Genomic DNA, 22,385 nt, shown 5'->3' with positions numbered 1-22,385 from the left:
GGCGCCCGGCGCTGCAAGGTTTCAAAGACTGTCTTTCTCTTGCACCGGCTCCGCCAAGGCTGCAACGGGTTTCTCCGTCTCATGGGCATAGAAGGTGTAGGAAAGCGTAATTGTGCCGATGTCCCTGGTCTCCGCCTCATCGACGATCGCCGGATCGACGAAGAACACCACCGGCATGTCGAGCGTCTCGCCCGGCTGCAGCGTGGTTTCCGTAAAGCAGAAACACTGGATCTTGTTGAAGTAGGCACCGGCCGCCTGCGGGGTGACATTGTATGTCGCCTGGCCGGTGACGGCGGTGCCGGAATTGTTGGTGGCCGTGTAGGAAATCTGCGTCGTCTCGCCGATGCGCAGCTTGACCTGCCGCTGGTCCGGCTTGAACGACCAGTCGAGGCCCGGCGCGACATTGGAATCAAAACGGACATTGATCGTCTGTTCGAGAATGCGGTCCGACGCCTGCTCCACCCGCTGGGTGGTTCCTCCGTAGCCGGTGGCCTGGCAGAACGCCTTGTAGAGCGGCACGGCCGCATAGCTCATGCCGACCATGCCGACCACGAACGCGCAGCAGACGACGACGATGCCCATCTGGCCGCGACCGGGCTTCTGCTCATTGGGGTGATTCTGCTCTGTCATGCCGGTCCCTCTCACAGCGGCCGATTGAGGATGCCCGGACCGACCTTGACGATGGTCACGACGTAAAACAGCACCACCAGGATGGCGAGCGCGATTCCGATGGCGGCCGATCGGCTGCGGCGGGCCTTCTTCTGGGCTTCGGTCATTTCAACGCGATCGATCATTCAGGCCACCCATGCGAAAAGGCGGGCCAGCAGATTGTCCGCAAGCAGGGCCGTGAAAATGACGAAGAGATAGACCAGCGAATAACGGAACATCTTCTTGGCGGCGATCATGGCGACATCGCCCTCGGGCATGCGGCGCACCTGCACCGCGTACCAGATGAAGGCCAGCCCGAGAGCGGCGGCGACGGCGCCATAGCCGAGGCTCGCAAATCCCGCCACGGTCGGAAGCACGGCGGCGATGGCGGTCAGCACCGCATAGACGACGATGTTGGTCTTGGTGACGCTTTCACCCGATACGTTGGGCAGCATCGGGATTCCGGCCTTGCCGTAGTCGCCCGACTTGAACAGCGCCAGTGCCCAGAAATGGGCGGGCGTCCACAGGAAGATGATCAGGAACAGGATGATGCTTTCGACCGACACCGTGCCGGTGACGCAGGCCCAGCCGATCATCGGAGGAAAGGCGCCGGCGGCGCCGCCGATGACAATGTTCTGCGGCGTCGAGCGCTTGAGCCAGATCGTGTAGACCACGGCGTAGAAGAAGATGGTGAAGGCCAGAAGGGCGCCGGCTGCCCAGTTGACCATCAGACCGAGCATGACGCTGGAGAAGATGGCCAGGAACAGGCCGAATCCGAACGCGGAGCTGGCGTCGATGCGGCCGGCGGGAACCGGACGGTTGGCCGTGCGGGTCATGACCGCGTCGATATCGGCGTCGTACCACATGTTCAGCGCGCCCGAGGCGCCGCCGCCCACCGCGATGCAGAGAATCGAGATGAAGCCGAGGACCGGATGGATGGAACCGGGAGCGAGCAGCAGGCCGACAAATGCCGTGAAGACGACCAGCGACATCACCCGCGGCTTGAGCAGGGCGAAATAATCGCTCGCATTGCCTTCGGAGAACAGGGCTTCGGTCGGCGCCGCTCCCATATCGTGTTCAGCAGTCATGGCCATTCAGGCGGTCCACTTTCGCTTGCGTCCGGATTGATCTCCCGGACAGTAGGACAGACCGCCGGTGGATCCGGCGGCCTGTGGTTGATGATGCGGCGCTTACTTGATGCGCGGCAGCTTTTCCCACTGATGGTACGGCGGCGGCGAAGTCAGCTGCCACTCCAGCGTGGTCGCACCCTCGCCCCAGGGATTGTCGCCGGCCACGCGCTTGACGCGGAAGGCTTCCCAGACGCCGTACAGGAACACCAGCACGCCGACGCCGGAGATGTAGGAACCCATCGAAGAGACGTAGTTCCAGCCTGCGAAGGCATCGGGATAATCGATGTAGCGGCGCGGCATGCCGGCGAGGCCGAGGAAATGCTGCGGGAAGAAGATCACGTTGACGCCGACGAAGGTGATCCAGAAATGCAGCCGGGCGACGAACGAGTTGTACATGTAGCCGGTCATCTTCGGGAACCAGTAGTACCAGCCGGCGAAGATCGCGAACACGGCGCCCAGCGAGAGCACGTAGTGGAAATGCGCCACCACGTAGTAGGTGTCGTGCATCGACCGGTCGAGACCGGCATTGGCGAGCTGCACCCCGGTCACACCGCCGACGGTGAACAGGAAGATGAAGCCGATGGCCCAGAGCATCGGGGCGCGGAACGAGATCGAGCCGCCCCACATCGTCGCGATCCAGGAGAAGATCTTCACGCCGGTCGGCACCGCGATCACCATGGTGGCGAAGACGAAGTAGCGCTGCGTGTTGAGCGACAGGCCGACCGTATACATGTGGTGAGCCCAGACGATGAAGCCCACCGCGCCGATGGCGACCATCGCATAGGCCATTCCCAGGTAGCCGAAGACCGGCTTGCGCGAGAACGTCGAGATGATGTGGCTGATGATGCCGAAGCCCGGCAGGATCAGGATGTACACTTCCGGGTGGCCGAAGAACCAGAACAGGTGCTGGAACAGGATCGGGTCGCCGCCGGCGTCAGGCGCAAAGAACGCCGTGCCGAAGTTGCGGTCGGTGAGCAGCATGGTGATGCCGCCGGCGAGCACAGGCAGGGACAGAAGCAGCAGGAAGGCGGTGATCAGCACCGACCAGGCAAACAGCGGCATCTTGTGCAGGGTCATGCCCGGCGCGCGCATGTTCAGGATGGTGGTGATGAAGTTGATGGCGCCGAGGATCGACGAGGCGCCGGCAATGTGCAGCGACAGGATGGCGAAATCCATTGCGGGTCCGGGCTGGCCGGTGGTCGAGAGCGGCGGGTAGATGGTCCAGCCGCCGCCGGTGCCGAAGCCGCCCGTGGGACCTTCCACGAACATCGACAGCAGCAGCAGGATGAACGCAGGAGGCAGCAGCCAGAACGAGATGTTGTTCATGCGCGGGAACGCCATGTCCGGCGCGCCGATCATGATCGGGACCATCCAGTTGGCAAAGCCGCCGATGAGCGCGGGCATGACCATGAAGAAGATCATGATCAGACCGTGGGCGGTGGTGAACACATTGTACATGTGCTTGCCGCCGTCGATGGCCGCATCGCCCTCAAAACCGTACACGATGGCCGCAAGGCCATGGAAGATCTGGATGCCGGGCTCCTGGAGCTCCATGCGCATGGCGATCGACAGCGCGCCGCCGATGACGCCCGCGATGATCGCGAATATCAGGTAGAGCGTGCCGATGTCCTTGTGGTTGGTCGAATACATCCAGCGACGCACAAAACCCTTGGGCTTGTGGTCGTGGTCGTCGTGAGCTGCGGCGGAACCGGCCATATTTCCCACTCCCTCGTGTTATTGTGCGGCGTTGGCGGCGACGTCAACGACCTTGCGGTCGGCATCGATCGAGGCCAGCAGATTGCGGTTGGCGTCGCCGAGATTCTCGGCGGCGGCGGTCAGCCAGGTGTTGAACTTGTCTTCCGAGACGACGCGGATGGCGATCGGCATGTAGGCGTGATCCTTGCCGCACAGTTCCGAGCACTGACCGTAGAACAGGCCTTCCTGCTCGGCCTTGAACCAGGTCTCGTTGAGTCGGCCAGGCACGGCATCGATCTTGATGCCGAAGGACGGCATGGCGTAGGCGTGCAGCACATCGGCGGCGGTGACCAGAACGCGAACGGTCTTGCCGACGGGCACGACCAGTTCGTTGTCGACGGTCAGAAGGCGGGGATACACGGCGCGGTCTTCCTTGCCGGCGGCGGCGCGTTCGCCGTCCTGCATCAGCAGCGAGTCGAACGAAACTTCCGTGTCGCCCTGATACTCGTAGCCCCAATACCACTGATAGCCGGTGGCCTTGACGGTAAGGTCGGTGGCCGGCGGCGAGTACTGCGCGGTCAGCAGGCCGAAGGACGGAATGGCGATGGCGAGAAGAATGATCACGGGCCCGAGCGTCCACACCACTTCAATGGCGGTGTTGTGGCTGGTCCTGGAGGGAACCGGGTTGGCGCCTGCCCTGAACTTGACCATCACATAGATGAGCAGGACGAGGACAAACAGTGTGATCGGAACGATGAACCACAATGTGTAGTGTTCGAAGCTGGTGATCTGCTCCATCATCTGCGTGGCGGCAGGCTGGAAGGCCGTCTGCCATGCAACAGGCTGTGCCGCCATCGCCGGGGCCGCGAAACCCGTCAGCGCCGTCGCGGCCAGCCCTGCCAAAAGCTTGTTTGTCACGTGTGTGTCTCCCTCGAGCGTTTAGCCGCGCCTTCGAAAAGGCGGAATCCCTCAATTTGATGGCCGCTTCAAACCACAGTTTAGCACCGCCCGCAACTGTCGGAAGCACAACATCATGCGGCATTTTTGCGCGGCGGTCACCCGCGCATCGGTTTTGGGCAATATCACGCGGTTTGGCGATCAAACGGCCGGCTGCCGCCTCCGGGCCTTGCATCCGGGCTTTCACGCATCCGCCGGGACGCAATTTTGCCGCACTCCCGGGCAGAGTGTGCGGTCGGTGGGTTACAATTCGGCCAGAGCCATCTACAAACTAGAACAATGATTCGCCGTTTTGCGGAGACACTATGACATTTTCACATCGCAAGTTGCTCGCTGCAATGACGGCTGTTGTCGCGGCATTCGTCTCTTCGGCCGTGCCGGTTGCCGCGCAGCAGAAGGGCAAGGTGCAGTCCACCCACGGCGCCTGGTCGATCGTCTGCGACACGCCGGCAGGAGCGCCGGGCGAGCAATGCGCGCTCATGCAGAACGTCGTCGCCGATGACCGGCCCGAGGTCGGGCTGTCGGTGGTGGTGATCAAGACTGCCGACCAGAAGGCCAAGATCCTGCGGGTGCTGGCACCGCTCGGCGTGCTGCTGCCGTCGGGCCTGGGGCTCAATGTCGACGGCAAGGATATTGGCCGCGCCTATTTCGTGCGCTGCTTTGCCGATGGCTGCTATGCGGAAGTGATTCTCGACGAGACGCTTCTGGTCACGCTGCGGTCGGGCACCCAGGCAACGTTCATCGTCTTCCAGACGCCCGAGGAAGGCATCGGCATTCCGGTCGACCTCAACGGCTTCACCGAGGGCTATGCCGCTCTGCCGTGACCCGGACCGTCTGCGCCGTCGGGCGCCCCGCGTCTATTTCCGCTTGCCCGATCGACCGAGCAGATAGCCGCCGAATGCGCCGGCCAACAGTGTGACGATCATCGCCTCTGTCCCGAGCGGAAGACCTGTGACTGCGCCGGAAACCATGCCGACGGCCATCCGGATGCACGCAGTCACCATCGCTCCGTCATTCCATGCCGCAGGGCCGCCTTGAAACCAGACAGCGGCAACGCATCTCGCGGCAGGCCCGGCCAGGCCTGCCTGTCCGGCCGGCACGGACACCGGTTGTTCGCAGGCGGCAGGTGCGGCACGGCTGGATTTGACGTCGAGACCTATTACATAGTGGGTCGAGCCCACAGCCTTCCGGTGCCCAAGTTTGGCAACCCCTGAATTACCGGCCATGACCGACTGGCCCTCAATCATTGGAAATCCCATGTCCCACGATCTGCTTTCATCCTTCGACATCGACGAAACCCGGATCCAGCGCATCGTTGCCGATGCCCTGCATGGCGCCGATGACGGCGAGCTGTTTCTTGAATTCGAGGAGACCGAATCGCTGGTCTTCGACAACGGCAAGCTCAAGGCCGGCAACTATTCCACCGATCGCGGCTTCGGCCTGCGGGTCGTGGCGGGCGAGGCATCCGGCTATGCCCATGCCGGAGATCTTTCGGAGGCAGCGCTGCGGCGCGCCGCCGATGCGGTCTCGGCCGTCACCCGGGGCGCGTCCGGCATCTATTCGGAGGCGCCGCAGCGGACCAACCGCGTGCTCTACACCGCCGATAACCCGATCGCCGCGCCGGGCTTCGAGGCGAAGGTGAAGATGCTGCAGGACATCGACGCCTATGTGCGCGGCAAGGATGCCCGGGTCCGCCAGGTCTCGGTCTCGCTGGGTGCCAGCTGGCAGGTGGTGGAGATCCTTCGCGCCGACGGCCACAGGGTTCGCGACGTGAGGCCGTTGACCCGGCTGAGCCTCAGCGTGATGGTCGGCGAAGGCGACCGTCAGGAATCAGGCTCCTACGGCATCGGCGGGCGCAAGCTGTTCGGCGACTTCCTCACCACCGAAAGCTGGCAGCACGGCGCCGACGAGGCGCTGCGTCAGGCGCTGGTCAATCTCGACGCAGTCGCCGCTCCCGCCGGCACTATGGACGTGGTGCTGGGCGCCGGCTGGCCCGGCGTCATGCTGCACGAAGCCGTCGGCCACGGCCTGGAAGGCGATTTCAACCGCAAGAAGACCTCGGCCTTTGCCGGACTGATGGGCCAGCGGGTGGCCTCCAAGGGTGTGACAGTGGTCGATGACGGCACGCTCGAGGGTCGCCGCGGCTCGTTGTCGGTCGACGACGAAGGCACGCCTTCGGGCAACAACGTGCTCATCGAGGACGGAATTCTGGTCGGCTACATGCAGGACAGGCAGAACGCGCGGCTGATGGGCATGAAGCCCACGGGCAACGGCCGCCGCCAGGGTTACGCGCACCAGCCGATGCCGCGGATGACCAACACCTACATGCTGTCGGGCGACAAGACCCCGGCAGAGATGATCGCCTCGGTCAGGAAGGGTCTCTACGCCGTATCCTTCGGCGGCGGCCAGGTCGACATCACCTCGGGCAAGTTCGTCTTCGGCTGCACCGAGGCCTACATGATCGAGAACGGCCGCATCGGCGCGCCGGTCAAGGGTGCCATGCTGATCGGCAACGGACCCGAGGCGATGCAGCGGATCTCGATGATCGGGAATGATTCAGCGCTGGACACCGGCATCGGCATGTGCGGCAAGGCCGGTCAGAGCGTGCCGGTCGGCGTCGGCCAGCCGCACCTGCTGATGAATGCGATGACCGTCGGCGGCACCCAGACCTGAGTTGGCCATCTGCCGCTCGAAGACTGCAGCTTGCGGCTGCATCCCGATGGTGTTTGCGCGGATTCAACAACGGTTAAACCCTGAATGATATATCTCCGGCCAGGAAACCATCCGGGGAGAAGACCATGCAGGGTCCGAGAACGATAACCGCAAGACGGCTGATCAAGCGCACCATCATCCAGAGCGGGCTTGAAGCGGTGTCACTTGCCGCCTCGGCCGGATTGTTTTCCGGCGCCCGCGGCCGCGGCTCGATCTTCACCCTGCATCATGTGCGCCCGGCGGTGGAAAAGAGCTTTTACCCGTCCGAGCATCTGTCGATCACGCCGGACTTTCTCGATGCCGCCATCACCACTCTGAAAGCCGCCGGCCATGTGGCTGTGGCGCTGGAGGATCTGCCCGGGCATCTGGCGCTCGGCAAGGATGCAGCGCCGGCGATGGTGTTCACGCTCGATGACGGCTATCGCGACAACGCCGTCCATGCCCGGCCGGTGTTCGAGAAGCATGGCGTGCCCTACACGATCTTCGTGGCCGGCGGCTTCGTCGATCGCACCCACACGATCTGGTGGGAGACCGCGGAGGCGCTGCTCAACAAGGTCGACCGCTTCGATTTCGACTTCGGAGGCGGCCCGGTGTCGCTGCCGGCGCGCAATTTCGGTGAAAAATACACCGCCTATGACGCGCTTGCCCTGGCGATGGCCGGTCCCGACCAGGACGCAATCGCCACCCGGCTCGACGAGCTGGCGCGCAGCAGCGGCGTCAGCCCCGAGGCCATTGTCCGGGAGGAAGTCATGGATGACGGCGAACTGAGGGACCTCATCGGCAGCCCGCTGGCGCGGCTTGGCGCCCACACCATCAGCCATGCCAACCTGGCTCAGACCGACCCGGCAAGGCTTCGCGACGAACTCGACCGTTCCGCCGACCGGGTGGCAAGAATCACCGGCGAGCGGCCGGTGACGCTGGCCTATCCCTATGGCGACAGGTCGGCGGCAGGCACACGCGAATTCGAGGCGGCGCGAGAGCTGGGCTTCAAGATCGCCGTCACCACCGTACCGGGTGTTCTGCAACGCTCGAGCCTCGGCAATCTGCTCTCGCTCAACCGGACATCGCTCAACGGCTATTATCAGAAGACCCGATATGTGGAGGCGCTGGCGTCGGGGATTCCGTTCATGCGCAACGCCGCCGCCTGAGCGAGGCGCTCCGCCGTCGGGAATGGATCGGGGCCTGTCACGGATAGAGCCTGGTCTTTCCCCACTCTTCGGCTTCCGATCCGCGGCTGAACAGCAGCCGGTCATGCAGCCGGAACGGGCGGTCGTGCCAGAACTCGATCTGCCGCGGCACGATGCGGAAGCCCGACCAGTGCGCCGGACGCGGGATCTCCCCGATCGGATGCTTGGCGGTGAATTCGGCGACGGCTTTTTCCAGCGCGAAGCGGCTTTCGAGCGGCCGCGACTGCTTCGACGCCCAGGCGCCGATGCGGCTGCCGCGCGGCCGCGATGCATAATAGGCATCGGCTTCGGCGTCGCTGACCTGCTCCACCGTGCCGCGCACGCGCACCTGGCGGCGCAGCGACTTCCAGTGGAAGCACATCGCCGCCTTCATCGAACCGAGGATCTCGACGCCCTTGGCGCTTTCCAGATTGGTGTAGAAGACGAAGCCGCGTGCATCGAAGCCCTTGAGCAACACCATGCGGACATCCGGCAGCCCGTCGCCGTCGACCGTTGCCAGAGCCAATGCATTGGGATCGTTGACTTCAGACTTGGTTGCGTCCTGCAGCCAGTCCGCGAAGAGGGCAAAGGGCTCCTCCGCCGTCGTGAAGTCACCAGTCGTTAACCACGCTTCTGTCATAGTGAGCCTCGAGTCCCAGTTCCGCACGGATAGATATGTCGATTCACGGCCTACCAGAACCCGACAAAGCCGGAAAGGGGTGGCGCAGCGGTGCCCTCGCCCGCGGCCTCTGGGTGATGGCATGTCTCGCCTCGACCGGCTGCATGCGCACGGGCGCCGATCCGTTGTCGGCCCTCTCGGTCGATCCGATCTCGACGAGCACGATCCAGCCGCTGAGCATGGATGCGGAGATGCAGGCCGACGAGGCGGCGATTGCCGAAGTGATTGCCGACGCACCCTCCAACCAGCCCCTGCCCTGGTCCAATCCCGCCACCGGCTCCGCCGGCGTCATCACCACACTGGTCGACAAGACCGCGACCGGGCGGACATGCCGGGAGTTCCGCACCAGCCGCCACGCCTTCGACGGCATCGCGCTGTTCATGGGACAGGCCTGCCGGGACCGCGAAGGCGAATGGCTGGTCAGTCTGGTGCCCCAGTCCGAGTGAGCCGACCCGGCGATTTGTTCCCGGCTTTTGCGTTCATACACTGATGGTTAGCAAATCATCGCTACGCTCGGGGAACCTAGCTGATCGGGAACTTGTAATGCGTAGCCCCTATGCTGTTCTGGGCGTCCCCCAAGGCGCTGAACCCAATGACATCAAGCTCGCCTACCGGCGGCTGGCCAAGACCTGGCATCCGGACCAGAACCAGGCCGATCCGCTGGCGGGGGAGCGGTTCGCGGAGATCGCGCATGCCTACCGGCTGCTGATCAATGCCGAGCTCCGCGCGAAGTTCGACGGCGGCGAGATCGACGCCCGCGGCCGTCGCCGCAACCGCACCGACCGCAGCGGCGGTCCAAGTCCGTTCTCCGTCTTCCGCGACGCCTGGCGCAAGCGGCCCGACCCGCGCGCCCCGACCGACGCCGCGGCAAAGGAGTCGGTCCATCAGGGCGACGATGTCAGCGGCTTCGACGACATGGTCAACCACATCTTCGGCGAATCCGCGCAACGCCGGACCGTTCATGACGCTCCCGGAATGGCAGACGGCGCGGGAGACTCCGCCGGCAGCACCCCCGGCGCCGAGCAGGCCGGGGCGGATCCGCTGGCCGTGCTCGACGAACTGTTCGCCAAATGGAAGACACTGCACCGCAGGCAGGCCCGTCCTGAAACCAGCAGGCACCTGCTGGAACTCGACATCGCCGAGGCCTTCACGGGCGCGCTCGGGGAGATCACGCTGCCTTCGGGCGGGCAGCTGGCCGTGCCGGTCCCGGCGGGAACCGCCGACGGGGCGGAGTTGCACATTCCCGTGCCGGCAAGTCACGCGACGGGCGATGCCCTGGTGACCATCCGCTACCGGCCGCATCCGCAATTCCGCATTCTCGGCAACGACCTGCACACCGACCACGCCATCGATCTGCGCGATGCGGTTCTGGGCACGCAGGTGACGCTGGAAACACTGGACGGACCGCTGCGGCTGACAATCCCCGAATGGGCGGGCGCCAGCGGCGGCATGACGGTATCGGGCCGCGGCCTGCCCCGGCCGGAAGGCGGACGGGGCGAGCTCTATGTGCATCTGCGGGTGCTGCTGCCCGAGACGCCGGACGACAGCCTGATCGCGCTGATGCGCAGCCAGCGCAAGGCCGTCTATGTCTAGGGTCGATGCCGTCCGTCCAGGCCGTCCGGATCCGAGGTCCTGTCGCGCGGCGGTGTAGCACCGGCGGACGACCGCTGCCCCGCATTGACTTGTGTGCGTTAGCCGGCTGTGCCATAGCGACGCAACGAATTGTAGGGAGACTGACATGGCTGACACTTCCGGTCTGATGAAGGGCAAGCGCGGCTTGATCCTGGGCGTCGCCAACAACCGCTCGATCGCCTGGGGCATTGCCAAGGCCTGTGCCGACGCCGGCGCGGAACTGGCGCTCACCTACCAGGGCGACGCGCTCAAGAAGCGCGTCGAGCCGCTGGCGGCCGAACTCGGCGCCATCGTCGCCGGCCATTGCGATGTCACCGACCTTGGAACCATCGACGCGGTTTTTGCCGAGATCGAAGCAAGGTGGGGCAAGATCGACTTCGTCGTGCACGCCATCGCGTTTTCCGACAAGGACGAACTGACCGGCCGCTATGTCGAGACCAGCCGCGACAACTTCAACCGCACCATGGACATCTCGGTCTATTCGCTGACGGCAATCGCCAAGCGCGCCGAACCGATGATGAACGAGGGCGGCTCGATCCTGACGCTGACCTATTACGGCGCCGAGAAGGTGATGCCGCATTACAATGTCATGGGCGTGGCCAAGGCGGCGCTGGAAGCCAGCGTGCGCTACCTGGCGGTCGATCTGGGCGGCAAGGGCATTCGCGTCAACGCGATCTCCGCCGGCCCGATCAAGACGCTTGCCGCCTCCGGCATCGGCGACTTCCGCTATATCCTGAAGTGGAACGAGTACAATTCGCCGCTCAAGCGCACGGTCACCATCGAACAGGTGGGCGGCTCGGCGCTGTATCTGCTCTCCGACCTGTCGCAGGGCGTGACCGGCGAGATCCACCACGTCGATTCGGGATATCACACGGTCGGCATGAAAGCCGTGGACGCGCCCGACATCAGCGTCGTCTGAGCCGCCGCGCGCCGCCTCCCGGCGGCGCGGATTCCCTGAAGCCAAGCCTGCGGACCATGCCGCATCCGGCGGGAGACCTGCCCCATGCCCGACCTCGACATGTTCGTCATCCGCCACGGCGAGACCAGCTACAACCGCGAGGGCCGGCTGCAGGGCCAGCGCGACATCGGACTGAACCCGCTCGGCCTCGAGCAGGCCGCCCTCAACGGCAGGTCGCTGGCGGCCATCCCCGGCTTCGTCGCCGCGGACCGCGACTGGGTCTCGAGCCCGCTGTCACGCGCCCGCAACACCATGGAACTGGTGCGGGAAAATGCCGGTCTCGATCCCGGGGCCTACCGCACCGACCCGCTGCTGGTCGAAGTCAGCTTCGGCGACTGGGAAGGGTTCACGCCGGCCGAGATCGAAGCGCACACGCCGGGCATCACGGCCGAGCGCGAGCAGCACAAGTGGACCTTCCGGCCCCCGGGCGAGCACGCCGAAAGCTACGAGATGATGGCGCAGCGGGTCGATGCGTTTCTGGCGAGCGTCACGCGGCCCACGGTCTGCGTCGCCCATGGCGGCATCATCCGGGCCATGTTCAACCGCATCGGCGGCATGCCCGGCAACGAAGCCGCGATGATGGATGTTCCGCAGGACCGGATCCTGAGGATCTCGAAGGGCACGATCGGCTGGATCTGAGGGCAGCCGCCGTTCCCGCTTCCGCGACAGGCAAAACCGAATTAACGTCCTGTCCGGAGCCGTCGGCCTGCGCCGCGTCGCCGATTGCGTTAATGCATGTCGCCCGAAAGTGTGCAGCGGTCTCGGGATCACGACATGCATAATTACAAAGAGCTAAAGCACATCGCGTGAATCTGAATTCCCGCGATTGCGTCAGGGGCACAGGATGAAGCAGGAATATTCCGGCGGTTGTGGATGCGGCGCGCTGCGCTATAGGCTCACGAGGCGGCCGATGATCGTGCATTGCTGCCACTGCAGGGACTGCCAGCGCCAGACCGGCACCGCCTTCGTCATCAATGCCGTCATCGAGAGTGACAGCATCGCGATCGATGCGGGCGCCACGCGCGTCGGCAGCATGCCGACCGACAGCGGACGGCCCCATGACCTGTATCGCTGCGAGGCGTGCGCGACCACCGTCTGGTCTGATTACGGCCGCCGCAAGACCATGCTGTTCGTCCGTGTCGGCACCCTGGAGGAACCCTCCCGCCTGCCGCCGGACGTCCACATCTTCACGCGGTCGAAGCTGCCATGGGTCGGCCTGCCTGCGGACAGTCCCGCCTTCGACGTGTTCTACTCAAGCGTCGAGGACTTCTGGCCCCCCGAGGCCCTGGAACGGCGGCGCGCGCTGGGATTCTGACCCAGCCTGCCTCAACCGGAGAAGCCGTCCGACCATGCCGAACGTGCGGCGGGATTACTCGACGATTTCAAGGTCGTTGATGACGCGCTTGCCGTCGACGATGGTGTAGAAGACATCGACGGTGACGTCCTTGTCGAGCCCCTCGAAATCGAACTCGGTCGGCGTCACATAGGTCTCGCCGTCATCGAGCGTGATAGTCTGCTTGGCGGTGGATATCTCGACGATCTTGGCTTCCACATCGGCGCTTTGGGCCAGGGCCGCGATGGGCGACAGAGCGGCGGAAACGGCAAGCAGAACGGATAGGGCAAAGCGCATAGGTGATTCCTCGGTCGAACGACTGTTGGTTCCATTCTTAACAGCCCGAATGTGGCCAAATTGGCTCTGGGGACCGGCGGATCTCCATGCGTGCGGCTGCCTTCCCAGGCGCCATGCCTGATGCCGCATGGTTTCCCGGCCACTTCCCGCGCGCAGTCTCGCACCGGCCGCCATTATATTCAAGAGTTCTTGTGGAGCACTGCGATTTGCGGCTTGATCGCGCAGGCCGCTGATTTCACACGGTTTGAGGCCAAGGCAGCCGCAGCCGTCCGGGCATCCGGCGGCGGCCGGAATGCGCACAGCCGCTTCGGCCAGGTGGTTTCCCTTGCGGGCGACATGGGTTAGAACTCGCGCCAACTGCAATTGCCGTCGCCCGGCCGGCGGCCAACACATGGTTGACCTCATGTCACACAACACCTTCGGGCACCTGTTCCGGGTCACGACCTGGGGCGAAAGCCACGGCCCTTCCATCGGATGCGTCGTCGATGGCTGCCCTCCCGGCATCCGCTTCACGGAGGCCGAACTGCAGCTCTGGCTCGACAAGCGCAAGCCGGGCCAGTCGCGCTTCGTCACCCAGCGGCGCGAGGACGACCTGGTCAGGGTGCTGTCCGGCGTCATGCCCGACAGCGACGGCACGCTGGTGACCACCGGCACGCCGATCTCGATGCTGATCGAGAACACGGACCAGCGCTCGAAGGACTATTCCGAGATCGCCAGACGCTACCGGCCGGGGCACGCCGACTTCACCTATGACGTCAAGTACGGCATCCGCGACTATCGCGGCGGCGGCCGCTCCTCGGCGCGGGAGACCGCGACCCGCGTCGCCGCCGGCGGACTGGCGCGCAAGGTGCTGCCCGGCGTCACCGTGCGCGGCGCCCTGGTGCAGATCGGCGACAGGAAGATCGATCGCGCCAACTGGGACTGGGCCGAGACCGGCAACAACCCGTTCTTCTGCCCCGATGCGGCGATGGTGCCGGTCTGGGAAGAGTATCTCGACGCCATCCGCAAGGCCGGCTCCTCGGTCGGAGCCGTCATCGAGGTTGTGGCCGAGGGCGTTCCCGCGGGCATCGGCGCGCCGATCTACGCCAAGCTCGACCAGGACATCTGCGCCAACCTGATGTCGATCAACGCGGTCAAGGGCGTCGAGATCGGCAACGGCTTCGGCGCGGCCTCGATCACCGGCGAGGAGAACGCCGACGAGATGCGCATCGGCGCCGACGGCAGGCCGGTGTTCCTGTCCAACAATGCCGGGGGCATCCTCGGCGGCATCTCCACCGGCCAGCCGATCGTCGCCCGCTTCGCGGTCAAGCCGACCTCCTCCATCCTCAACGAACGCCGCTCGGTGGATGCCGACGGCAACGAGGTCGACGTCCGCACCAAGGGCCGCCACGACCCCTGCGTGGGCATCCGCGCCGTGCCCATCGGCGAGGCCATGGTTGCCTGCGCGCTCGCCGACCATTATCTCCGTGACCGCGGCCAGACCGGCCGCCTTGATTGACAGGTTCCTCCATGCCCTATGACCAAGCCCGCGTCGTCGACGCCATCCGCGCCTTCGAAGCCGGCGAGATCGTCGTCGTCACCGACGATGACGGCCGCGAGAACGAAGGCGACCTGATCGTCGCCGCCGTCCACTGCACGGCGGAGAAGATGGCCTTCATCGTCCGCCACACCTCCGGCATCGTCTGCGCTCCGATGCCGCGCGAAGAGGCCAGGCGGCTGAGCCTCAACGCCATGGTCGCCGACAACGACAGTGCCCACACCACCGCGTTCACGGTGTCGGTCGACTTCAAGCACGGCACCACCACCGGGATTTCCGCCGACGACCGCACGCTGACGGTGCGCAATCTGGCCAATCCGAATGTCGGCGCCAGCGACTTCACCCGGCCCGGCCACATCTTCCCGCTGGTCGCGCGCGAGGGCGGCGTGCTGATGCGCTCGGGCCACACGGAGGCCGCCGTCGATCTCTGCCGGCTGGCCGGCCTGCCGCCGATCGGCGTGATCTGCGAACTGGTCAATGACGACGGCACCGTCACCCACGGCCAGCAGGTGGCCGACTTCGCCGTCAGGCACGGTCTCAAGCAGGTTTCGGTCGCCGACCTGATCGCCTACCGGCAGCGCAAGGAAACCCTGATCCAGATGGTCGGCAGCTTCGATGTCGACACCGTTGCCGGCCCTGCGAAGGCGCATTCCTACACCCTGCCCTGGGACCCGATGCACCATCTCGCGGTGGTGTTCGGCGATATCCGCGACGGCGTCGACATTCCGGTGCGGCTGCATCTGGAATCGGTGGCCGACGATGTCTTCGGCCGCGACAAGGAACTCACGGCGATCATGACCCGGATGAAGGCCGCCGGCCGCGGCATCATCGTCTATCTGCGCGAAGGCTCGGTCGGCGTCGGCAAGCACATGCCACGCCGCACGATGCAGGCGGACGGCAGGGAACACCACGCCGAGGTGCAGGACCGCGAGAGCGAATGGCTGGAAATCGGGCTGGGCGCGCAGATCCTCAAGGATCTCGGCGTCTCTTCGATCAGGCTCTACGCCTCGCGCGAGCGCCACTATGTCGGGCTGGAAGGCTTTGGCATCAAGATCACCTCGACAGAGCTCATCTGACGAGCGGGTGCGATGAGCAGACCGATGATCCTCCACCCGGCAACCCGGCTGGGACGGCAATTGGCGGGGGCGGTGCTTTTCGCCGTGCTGCTGCTGTCGGCGACCGGCGCCCGGGCACGGCCGGTCTGCATGATCGTGGCCGCCACCGATGGCGCCATCCTGCATGAGGACGGCGACTGCCGCAGCCGTGTGACGCCGGCATCGACCTTCAAGATCGCGCTCAGCCTGATGGGCTTCGATTCGGGCTTCCTCAAGGGACCGCACGATCCCGTCCTCCCCTATCGCAAGGGCGATCCGGCATGGGGCGGCAAGTCCTGGACGCGGCCCAATGACCCCGAGAGCTGGCTCAGGCATTCCGTCGTGTGGTATTCGCAGCGCATCACCCATGCGCTTGGCGCCGACGCGCTCACCCGCTACGCCACGGCATTCGGCTACGGCAATGCGGACCTGCGCGGCGATCCCGGCAAGGACAACGGCCTCGAGCGGGCCTGGATCGCCTCGTCGCTGCAGATATCGCCGCTCGAGCAGGTGCTGTTCCTGGGCAGGCTGGTCGAACGCAGGCTGACGGTGGCGGCCAGCGCCATCGACCGGACCGAAGCCATCGTCGAGACGCGCACGGTCGGCGCGTGGACGATCTGGGGCAAGACCGGCTCGGCCTATCCCAGGCTCGCCGACGGCTCCTTCGACCGGGCACGCGCCTGGGGCTGGTATGTCGGCTGGGCCCGGCGCGACGGCCGCACGCTGGTCTTCGCCCGTCTCGACCGGGATGAAAGCCGGCAGCCAGTCTCCTCTGGTCTCAGGGCGCGCGACGCGCTGCTGGCCGGATGGGAAGAGCTGGCGGGCTCGCTTCCGGATTAGCAATCCTCTTGTTTCCCGGACATCGCAGCGCCGCACCACGCGCCTGTTTGGCCGATTATCCCGCGAGACCATGAATTGACGGTGTCCGGACTCCGTCAGCTCCGCCGAGCGTAATTCCGGACCGCCTCGCCGAAGGCCTGGAACAGCGCCCGGTTGACCGGATTGTCCTGCGGGTCGTATTCCGCGTGCCACTGGACGCCGAGCGCGAAGCCGGCGGCGTCGGTGAAGCGGATCGCCTCGACGGTGCCGTCATCGGCAATGCCCTCGGCGACGATGCTGGCGCCGAGATCGAGCACCCCCTGCCCGTGCAGCGAATTCACCCGGATCACGTCGCGGCCGAGAATCCGCGCGAACACGCCGTCGGGGACGAGCCGGACCTCGTGGCGGTCGGCGAACACCACCGCCGGGTCGGGGTGGATCTCGCCCGTCTCGAGCCGGGGCATGCGGTGATTGATGCGGCCGGGCAACTCCCTGATCTCGGGGTGCAGCGAGCCGCCGCCGGCGACGTTCATCTCCTGGAAGCCGCGGCAGATGCCGAACAGCGGCACGCCGCGGGCGACGCAGGCGGCGATCAGCGGCAGGGCGACGGCGTCGCGGCCCTCGTCATAGGGCTCGTGGGCAGGGTCCGGACTCAGGCCGAAGCGGCTCGGATGGACGTTGGCGCGCGCGCCGGTCAGGAGGATGCCGTCGACGACGGCGAGCAGGTCGTCGATGTCGGTGATGTGCGGATCGCCGGCGAAGATCAGCGGCAGGGCGCCGGTGACGTCGGCCACGGCGCGCATGTTGCGTTCGCCGGCCATCTGCACCGTGAAGCGGTTTTCGACGCTGTGGGAATTGCCGATGATGCCGATGACGGGCCTGGTCATGGATGGGGTCTCGCATTGCGGTCGGGAGTCGATTTGCACCCGCATGTGCCATGACTTTCACACGGAACGATGATCGGCAACACCCGGCGGTCAAACAGGCGCGATTTTTCGCCCGGCGGACCGTTCCCGCGGCTTCGGTCAGCCGCCCAGCCAGCCATCCGCGTAGACGACCTCGCCCACTCCGGTGAAGCGGGCGATGCGCTGCAGTTCGGCGTCGAGCTTCTGCAGGCGTCCGCTCGAGGCGCGAACCTTCGGCTCCAGCCACAGTCTTGCGACGTTGAGCGCATCTGCCTTGCGGTCGGTGCGCATGTCGATGCGGCCGATCATGCGGTCGCCCTCGATGAGCGGAAAGACATAGTAGCCGTATTCCCGCTTCGCCTCCGGCACGAAGACCTCGATGCGGTAGCGGAAGCCGAAGAGACGTTCGGCGCGGTTCCGGTCGCGCAGCAGCGGGTCGAAGGGGCTGAGCACGCGCACACGCGCCGGCGGCTCCGGCCAGTCGGCGGCATCGGGCGACAGGCCGGGAAAGGCCACCGAGGCGCGCGCCCTGCCGCCGCCGACGCAGTCGATCTCCACCTCGTCGAGGCGATCGCGGTTGTCGCGCACCCAGGCCTTGGCCTCCTCGGGCGTCACCAGGTCCCAGAAGGCGGCGATCTCGCCATGGGTGGCAAAGCCCAGCCGGGCGAGAGCCTCCCGGCAGGCCCAGTCGACGAATTCGGCATGATCGACCTCGGCGGCCAGGTGATGGCCGGGGATCACCCGCTCGCTCAGATCATAGATCTTCTGGAAATTCCGCCGCGCCGAGATCGCCAGCCTGCCGGTGTGCCAGAGGAACTCCAGCGCCGTCTTCGAGGGATGCCATTCCCACCAGCCGCCGGATTTGTGCCCGGTCTCCCTGACCTCACGGGCAAGGATGGCGCCGCCCTCGGCGATCTTGGCGTAGGTTTCCTCGAAGGCCGCGTCAAACCCCTCGCCCTGCCATTTCACCCAGCGCTCGCGGATCCCCGCCTCCTTGCGGGCGAAGCGGTGCTTCCAGTAGGGATAGAATTCGCACGGCACGATCGCCGCGTCATGGGTCCAGTGCTCGAACAGCGCCCGGTCCTCCTCCAGCAGTTCGCGCAGATGCTCGCGGCGGAAGGTCTGGTTGCGGGAAAACAGGATCTGGTTGTGGGCGCGCTCGACGGTCGAGATGCTGTCGACCTGGACGAAACCAAGCTGCCGGATCATCTCGAGCAGCCCCGCCTTCGACAGCGCCTCCCCCGGCGGAGCCGACAGCCCCTGCCTGTGCAGAAAGATGCGCCGCGCGGCGGTGTTGGACAGCTGAATCACCATGGGTGGACCGTGGCATGCGTTCGTGGTTTGTTCAAGGGGTGGGGTGGTGGGTGGGGATGGGAGGGGCCGAATTCAGCTAGGCTGCTTCGCAGTGCGCGACAAGAGAAAGCAGAAATTGTATGTATCGCTTATCCTCACGCTCAGCACCCTGCAAATTAAGCGGCCGTAAGATGTCTAAAGACCAAAACGGAATCCCGTTAAACCTTGTAAATCTGCATAGTGGTGAGGAGCAGCTCCGCGAGAAAGCACTTAGCATCATCGACGGCGACCTGCGGCTGCGGTTGCACCTCGCCGTTGTCGAAGCCGCGATGGATCTCCCCGACATCTTCCGCCAATTAGACACTCGTGATGAGGACTTGAAAGTCGTTCAGGTTCTTGGGATGCGTACTTTCAATGCGTTCGGCGCAAGCCTGAAGCTGACGCTTTCAGGCTACCATCAGAACAGCGCTCTGATCCTGCGCGACGTGCTGGAGACCGTCTTCTTGCTCAACCTTTTCGCTGGCGATCGCAACCTTATCGGTCGCTGGCGCCACGCGGACAAGAAAGCGCGCATGAAAGAATTCTCGCCGGTGGAGGTGCGCAAGGCACTCGACGCTCGCGACGGTTTCAACTCGAAACGACGCGCCGAGATGTACGAGTTATTTTCTGAGCTCGCCGGCCATCCCAATATGAAATCAGCATGGATGATGCGGCCGCAAAAGGATGGCGATGCCGTCATCGGCCCATTCATGGAGGCGACGGCCCTCGAGGCAGTTATCTCTGAGATGGGCCGCCTAGCCGTCCAACTTGGTGAGCAGATAATCGCATTCTTCCCCACCGACTGGACTCCAGGTTTGCCGAGCCTCGTGACGTTTTCCCAACATAAGCGAGAATGGCTTTCCACATTTTATCCAGCCACGCGACACGAAAATCCATGACAGTTGTCTGGTGTTGCTTTGCAGTGAGTAAAGGAGGGCGCCTTCCAGCTTGGCCATTTGGGGCCGTTACCGAACCGACGGCTTCCACACTTAACAGGTATGAAAGCTGCCTTTCCACTACCGGGTTCTTTGTAAACTGCTCACGTGTCTGTTCAGCCCAATCTGTCTTGTTTCCGTCCATCTAAACCGTCGGCAGATTCCAACGACTGAGTACGCCGTTCAGTGCGTTGACGCACTCGCCGCGTAGATCCTCGAGCTCACGAGCAAGTACTGAATCCGTGAAATCCAGAAACCCATCGACTTCTCGGATCTTCTTGTCTTTGCGCCCTTGCTCAAGCTTGCTCCGTAACTGCCGAAGCCGCTTGTCGACGAAGTCCAGACCATCGCGAGCTTCTCTATCGCCAAGATCTCGCCACCCCCCTACAGATTTCCGGATCACATGACGGCTCTCGCGATCGAGAAGCTCGCCGGTTCGGACTGCTCGCTGTGTGTCAGACAGAGCTTGAAGAAACTCCGCAGGACTCTCGCAAAGCAATGGCACCTCAAATGCCGGCCTCGAAAAGGCCAGCGCTATCGTTTGAAGAATCATCTTATCGAGGTCGGCTGTGCCGCGTACTTGAATTACATCTTTATAGTACCAGCGTTGCAATTCCGGGAAGCTGTTGAGGTAGGCGATGCACTCGTCCCATGACCACACGATGGCCCGCCGATAGCGCAGATCGCGGTTCGAGGATGCCCATTCGTCATTGAGCTGATTGACCCAACCTTGCACTTTCGTGTCACGTCGTGCGGTCGTGGCGAGGATCCAGATCGATAGACTTGGTTGGAAGGCAAGGGCCTCCGTCGCAGCGTCGCGAAAGAATTTTCGGGTGATGGGGCCGCCTGGGTATGGGTTCCCGTCTTTATCTAAATCAGAGAGGCGTTTGCACTGAATGCCGATCCAGCCATATTTCCTCGACCGGCCAAAGACATCGACACCATTCTGCGCCTGTCCCGTACGTCCGTACTGCTGCGCATCCGGAATGCTATAGGCTTCGCCCAACATACCATGCGCGAGATCTTCGAACTGCTGCCAGTAAAGGGGAGGTTGGAAGAATTGTGAAACCGTCGTCACCGTTGTTCTAGCTCCTCGCTGCGCGCACGACGTCTTCGGCAAAGCCATTGTCGGTTTTGTAGAAAAACTTCATATTCACCTCAAACAGGTCGGCTGTCTTCGCCAACGTCTCCCTTAGTCGGGTTCGATTTATTTTCTTTGCGTCTTTGATGAACAACAGGTGATAAAGAGAGGCCCAGAAGATTGCAGCCTTGTGGAACTCGATGTCGTTGATCGGGCCGATCACGGAAAAGCACTCGGTCTTGGGGATGAGGTAGGCAGCCATTTCTTCATGGACCATCGAGCAAGCGGACAGAAACAGGCGCCTATTCTTGAAATGTGGCTTCAGCAGGTTGGCCAATTCGTCGTAATCGATTGGCTCTTGGTTTGTAGTGCACATTCCCTCGGGATCCCCGTGAGCCGATATGTGCAGGTAGCGGTATCGAGAGCGACCGAATTCTTCCACTGCGACTTCAAATTCATCGCGTGTGCGCACGTACCGATACTTCGGTTTCTTGCCGTGGAGGCGCAACATGTTCGAGATGATGCTGCCCTCAAACCGACCGTTCCCTTCATCGTCGGGATCGAGACTCTCGATTATGAAGACGTCTGGCTTCGTGCGCAGCATGTTCTCTCCTGAGCTTTAAGGTCTTCTATCTCTGGCGCAACACGATCTCGCGCTAATTGTCGGCACCTGCGACGATACACGACATCATGCACATCGCGCTGCCTTAATTCGACTGCCAACCGTCGGCTGCTGGGCTGTACAGGATGAAAGCGGACACACACCATCGTACCGCTTGTGCGGAACTGGTCCAAAGTCGACCATCACCCTATTTTGAGGAAGGGCATTGAAACGCGTTACGCAGCGCGATCAGGAGGAAAGGCTCAAACTCAGTTGCATCTTTCGAAGCGATTTCAGGATGCTGTTTTATTAGCTCTATAAACAGCGACCTGTAGCGGGTGCCATTAAAATCAAGCTCAGGAGGTATGCAGAACAAGGGAGGTTGGGACTTAAACTTGAGATACTCATTGGCGGCATCCAGCGACTTACCACTTATAGCAAACCAAATCTCTTGCTCCGACTGATCCATTGATGTGAGCCACTCCCCAACGGTCACCTTTGGCTCCTCTGCAGCCCCAACGCTGAAGACCAGAGCCAAGACCATACCGGCCAATTTCCACATGTTGCTCCCCCGATTATTGTTCCATGGATATCGGTCGAGTGGTAGAGCGGCAAGCCCAGAATTAACCTTCCAATATGACCCGTTGAAATTCCCACCCTTCGGATAGACATGGATGTCCGCAATTAGCGCACGGGAGCGGTCTGGGTCTTTGTTAGAACGGTCTGCTTTTGGGATCAGATCGAGAACCATCAAACGGTCGAGATAGGGGCCGCGTTGCAGACAGGCAGACAGCACAAAGCGGCATTTGCCGGCGGCACCGCACATTGCCGGACGGTGATACGAAGATTCAGAAAATTCGGTCAAAAACGATGC

24 protein-coding genes are annotated in these 22,385 nt (G+C 63.7%); 12 read left to right on the top strand and 12 right to left on the bottom strand.

What is annotated here, in order from left to right; all coding sequences use genetic code 11:
* Positions 1-21 precede the first annotated feature (21 nt).
* The 5 genes from DFR52_RS09145 to coxB form a co-directional block, all read right to left on the bottom strand.
* A complete protein-coding gene (locus tag DFR52_RS09145) occupies positions 22-630 on the bottom strand; it encodes a cytochrome c oxidase assembly protein (RefSeq protein WP_110031627.1) in 609 nt (202 codons plus the stop codon).
* An 11-nt stretch (positions 631-641) separates the two neighbouring features.
* Positions 642-794: a hypothetical protein gene (locus tag DFR52_RS24595; RefSeq protein WP_170132243.1), complete on the bottom strand. Its 153-nt coding sequence runs from the start codon at positions 792-794 to the stop codon at positions 642-644.
* On the bottom strand, positions 795-1,742 hold the full coding sequence (locus DFR52_RS09140) for a heme o synthase (RefSeq protein ID WP_110031626.1): 948 nt from the start codon (positions 1,740-1,742) through the stop codon (positions 795-797).
* Positions 1,743-1,838: 96 nt separating this feature from the next.
* Complete coding sequence (gene ctaD, locus DFR52_RS09135; RefSeq protein WP_110031625.1) at positions 1,839-3,494, bottom strand: cytochrome c oxidase subunit I; 1,656 nt, start codon at positions 3,492-3,494, stop codon at positions 1,839-1,841.
* A gap of 18 nt (positions 3,495-3,512) precedes the next feature.
* The gene (gene coxB, locus DFR52_RS09130) at positions 3,513-4,391 is read right to left on the bottom strand and encodes a cytochrome c oxidase subunit II (RefSeq protein WP_110031624.1); all 879 of its coding nucleotides are present in this window, start codon (positions 4,389-4,391) and stop codon (positions 3,513-3,515) included.
* Between the two features lie 344 nt (positions 4,392-4,735).
* Here coxB and DFR52_RS09125 point away from each other — a divergent pair, with 344 nt between their 5' ends.
* The 3 genes from DFR52_RS09125 to DFR52_RS09115 all read left to right on the top strand — a co-directional run bounded on the left by DFR52_RS09125 (position 4,736) and on the right by DFR52_RS09115 (position 8,290).
* Entirely contained in the window at positions 4,736-5,254 is a 519-nt protein-coding gene (locus tag DFR52_RS09125; protein ID WP_110031623.1) for an invasion associated locus B family protein, read from the top strand.
* 433 nt (positions 5,255-5,687) lie between these two features.
* A complete protein-coding gene (tldD, locus tag DFR52_RS09120) occupies positions 5,688-7,103 on the top strand; it encodes a metalloprotease TldD (RefSeq protein ID WP_110031622.1) in 1,416 nt (471 codons plus the stop codon).
* 125 nt (positions 7,104-7,228) lie between these two features.
* Positions 7,229-8,290: a polysaccharide deacetylase family protein gene (locus tag DFR52_RS09115; RefSeq protein ID WP_110031621.1), complete on the top strand. Its 1,062-nt coding sequence runs from the start codon at positions 7,229-7,231 to the stop codon at positions 8,288-8,290.
* 37 nt (positions 8,291-8,327) lie between these two features.
* Here the strand turns inward: DFR52_RS09115 and pdxH are convergent, their stop codons facing one another.
* Positions 8,328-8,948: a pyridoxamine 5'-phosphate oxidase gene (gene pdxH / locus DFR52_RS09110; protein WP_110031620.1), complete on the bottom strand. Its 621-nt coding sequence runs from the start codon at positions 8,946-8,948 to the stop codon at positions 8,328-8,330.
* A 116-nt stretch (positions 8,949-9,064) separates the two neighbouring features.
* On the opposite strand from pdxH, the gene DFR52_RS09105 reads away from it, so the two are divergent.
* From DFR52_RS09105 to DFR52_RS09085, 5 genes are all read left to right on the top strand, one after another.
* Entirely contained in the window at positions 9,065-9,433 is a 369-nt protein-coding gene (locus tag DFR52_RS09105; RefSeq protein ID WP_158284914.1) for an RT0821/Lpp0805 family surface protein, read from the top strand.
* Positions 9,434-9,530: 97 nt separating this feature from the next.
* On the top strand, positions 9,531-10,580 hold the full coding sequence (locus tag DFR52_RS09100; RefSeq protein ID WP_158284913.1) for a DnaJ C-terminal domain-containing protein: 1,050 nt from the start codon (positions 9,531-9,533) through the stop codon (positions 10,578-10,580).
* 145 nt (positions 10,581-10,725) lie between these two features.
* A complete protein-coding gene (gene fabI, locus DFR52_RS09095; protein WP_110031617.1) occupies positions 10,726-11,538 on the top strand; it encodes an enoyl-ACP reductase FabI in 813 nt (270 codons plus the stop codon).
* An 84-nt stretch (positions 11,539-11,622) separates the two neighbouring features.
* Positions 11,623-12,216 carry a histidine phosphatase family protein gene (locus DFR52_RS09090; protein WP_110031616.1) on the top strand — a complete coding sequence of 198 codons (594 nt, stop codon included), beginning with the start codon at positions 11,623-11,625 and terminating at the stop codon, positions 12,214-12,216.
* A 205-nt stretch (positions 12,217-12,421) separates the two neighbouring features.
* A complete protein-coding gene (locus tag DFR52_RS09085) occupies positions 12,422-12,892 on the top strand; it encodes a GFA family protein (RefSeq protein ID WP_110031615.1) in 471 nt (156 codons plus the stop codon).
* 54 nt (positions 12,893-12,946) lie between these two features.
* On the opposite strand, the gene DFR52_RS09080 is transcribed toward DFR52_RS09085, so the two are convergent.
* On the bottom strand, positions 12,947-13,207 hold the full coding sequence (locus DFR52_RS09080) for a DUF1344 domain-containing protein (RefSeq protein ID WP_110031614.1): 261 nt from the start codon (positions 13,205-13,207) through the stop codon (positions 12,947-12,949).
* A 403-nt stretch (positions 13,208-13,610) separates the two neighbouring features.
* On the opposite strand from DFR52_RS09080, the gene aroC reads away from it, so the two are divergent.
* Genes aroC through blaOXA form a run of 3 tightly spaced genes read left to right on the top strand, consistent with a single transcriptional unit; the run spans position 13,611 to position 16,678 of the window.
* Complete coding sequence (gene aroC / locus DFR52_RS09075) at positions 13,611-14,705, top strand: chorismate synthase (protein WP_110032040.1); 1,095 nt, start codon at positions 13,611-13,613, stop codon at positions 14,703-14,705.
* 11 nt (positions 14,706-14,716) lie between these two features.
* Complete coding sequence (ribB, locus tag DFR52_RS09070) at positions 14,717-15,820, top strand: 3,4-dihydroxy-2-butanone-4-phosphate synthase (RefSeq protein ID WP_110031613.1); 1,104 nt, start codon at positions 14,717-14,719, stop codon at positions 15,818-15,820.
* A 24-nt stretch (positions 15,821-15,844) separates the two neighbouring features.
* Positions 15,845-16,678, top strand: a complete 834-nt coding sequence (gene blaOXA, locus DFR52_RS09065) for a class D beta-lactamase (protein WP_110031612.1) — start codon at positions 15,845-15,847, stop codon at positions 16,676-16,678.
* A 95-nt stretch (positions 16,679-16,773) separates the two neighbouring features.
* Here blaOXA and DFR52_RS09060 read toward each other — a convergent pair whose 3' ends face one another.
* Both DFR52_RS09060 and DFR52_RS09055 read right to left on the bottom strand, forming a co-directional pair.
* Positions 16,774-17,544, bottom strand: coding sequence for a gamma-glutamyl-gamma-aminobutyrate hydrolase family protein (locus tag DFR52_RS09060; protein ID WP_110031611.1), 771 nt, complete (start codon positions 17,542-17,544; stop codon positions 16,774-16,776).
* 138 nt (positions 17,545-17,682) lie between these two features.
* Complete coding sequence (locus DFR52_RS09055; protein ID WP_110031610.1) at positions 17,683-18,876, bottom strand: winged helix-turn-helix domain-containing protein; 1,194 nt, start codon at positions 18,874-18,876, stop codon at positions 17,683-17,685.
* 170 nt (positions 18,877-19,046) lie between these two features.
* Here DFR52_RS09055 and DFR52_RS09050 point away from each other — a divergent pair, with 170 nt between their 5' ends.
* Complete coding sequence (locus tag DFR52_RS09050) at positions 19,047-19,793, top strand: hypothetical protein (RefSeq protein WP_110031609.1); 747 nt, start codon at positions 19,047-19,049, stop codon at positions 19,791-19,793.
* A 181-nt stretch (positions 19,794-19,974) separates the two neighbouring features.
* On the opposite strand, the gene DFR52_RS09045 is transcribed toward DFR52_RS09050, so the two are convergent.
* The 3 genes from DFR52_RS09045 to DFR52_RS24210 form a co-directional block, all read right to left on the bottom strand.
* Entirely contained in the window at positions 19,975-20,907 is a 933-nt protein-coding gene (locus tag DFR52_RS09045) for a hypothetical protein (protein WP_110031608.1), read from the bottom strand.
* 7 nt (positions 20,908-20,914) lie between these two features.
* Positions 20,915-21,514: a hypothetical protein gene (locus tag DFR52_RS09040; protein WP_170132242.1), complete on the bottom strand. Its 600-nt coding sequence runs from the start codon at positions 21,512-21,514 to the stop codon at positions 20,915-20,917.
* A gap of 205 nt (positions 21,515-21,719) precedes the next feature.
* A complete protein-coding gene (locus DFR52_RS24210; protein ID WP_146215571.1) occupies positions 21,720-22,376 on the bottom strand; it encodes a hypothetical protein in 657 nt (218 codons plus the stop codon).
* Between the last annotated feature and the right edge of the window lie 9 nt (positions 22,377-22,385).

Source organism: Hoeflea marina (assembly GCF_003182275.1).
Lineage (GTDB): Bacteria > Pseudomonadota > Alphaproteobacteria > Rhizobiales > Rhizobiaceae > Hoeflea > Hoeflea marina.
Note: the sequence above shows the minus strand (reverse complement) of the source record. Positions and strands in the feature narration are given on the sequence as shown.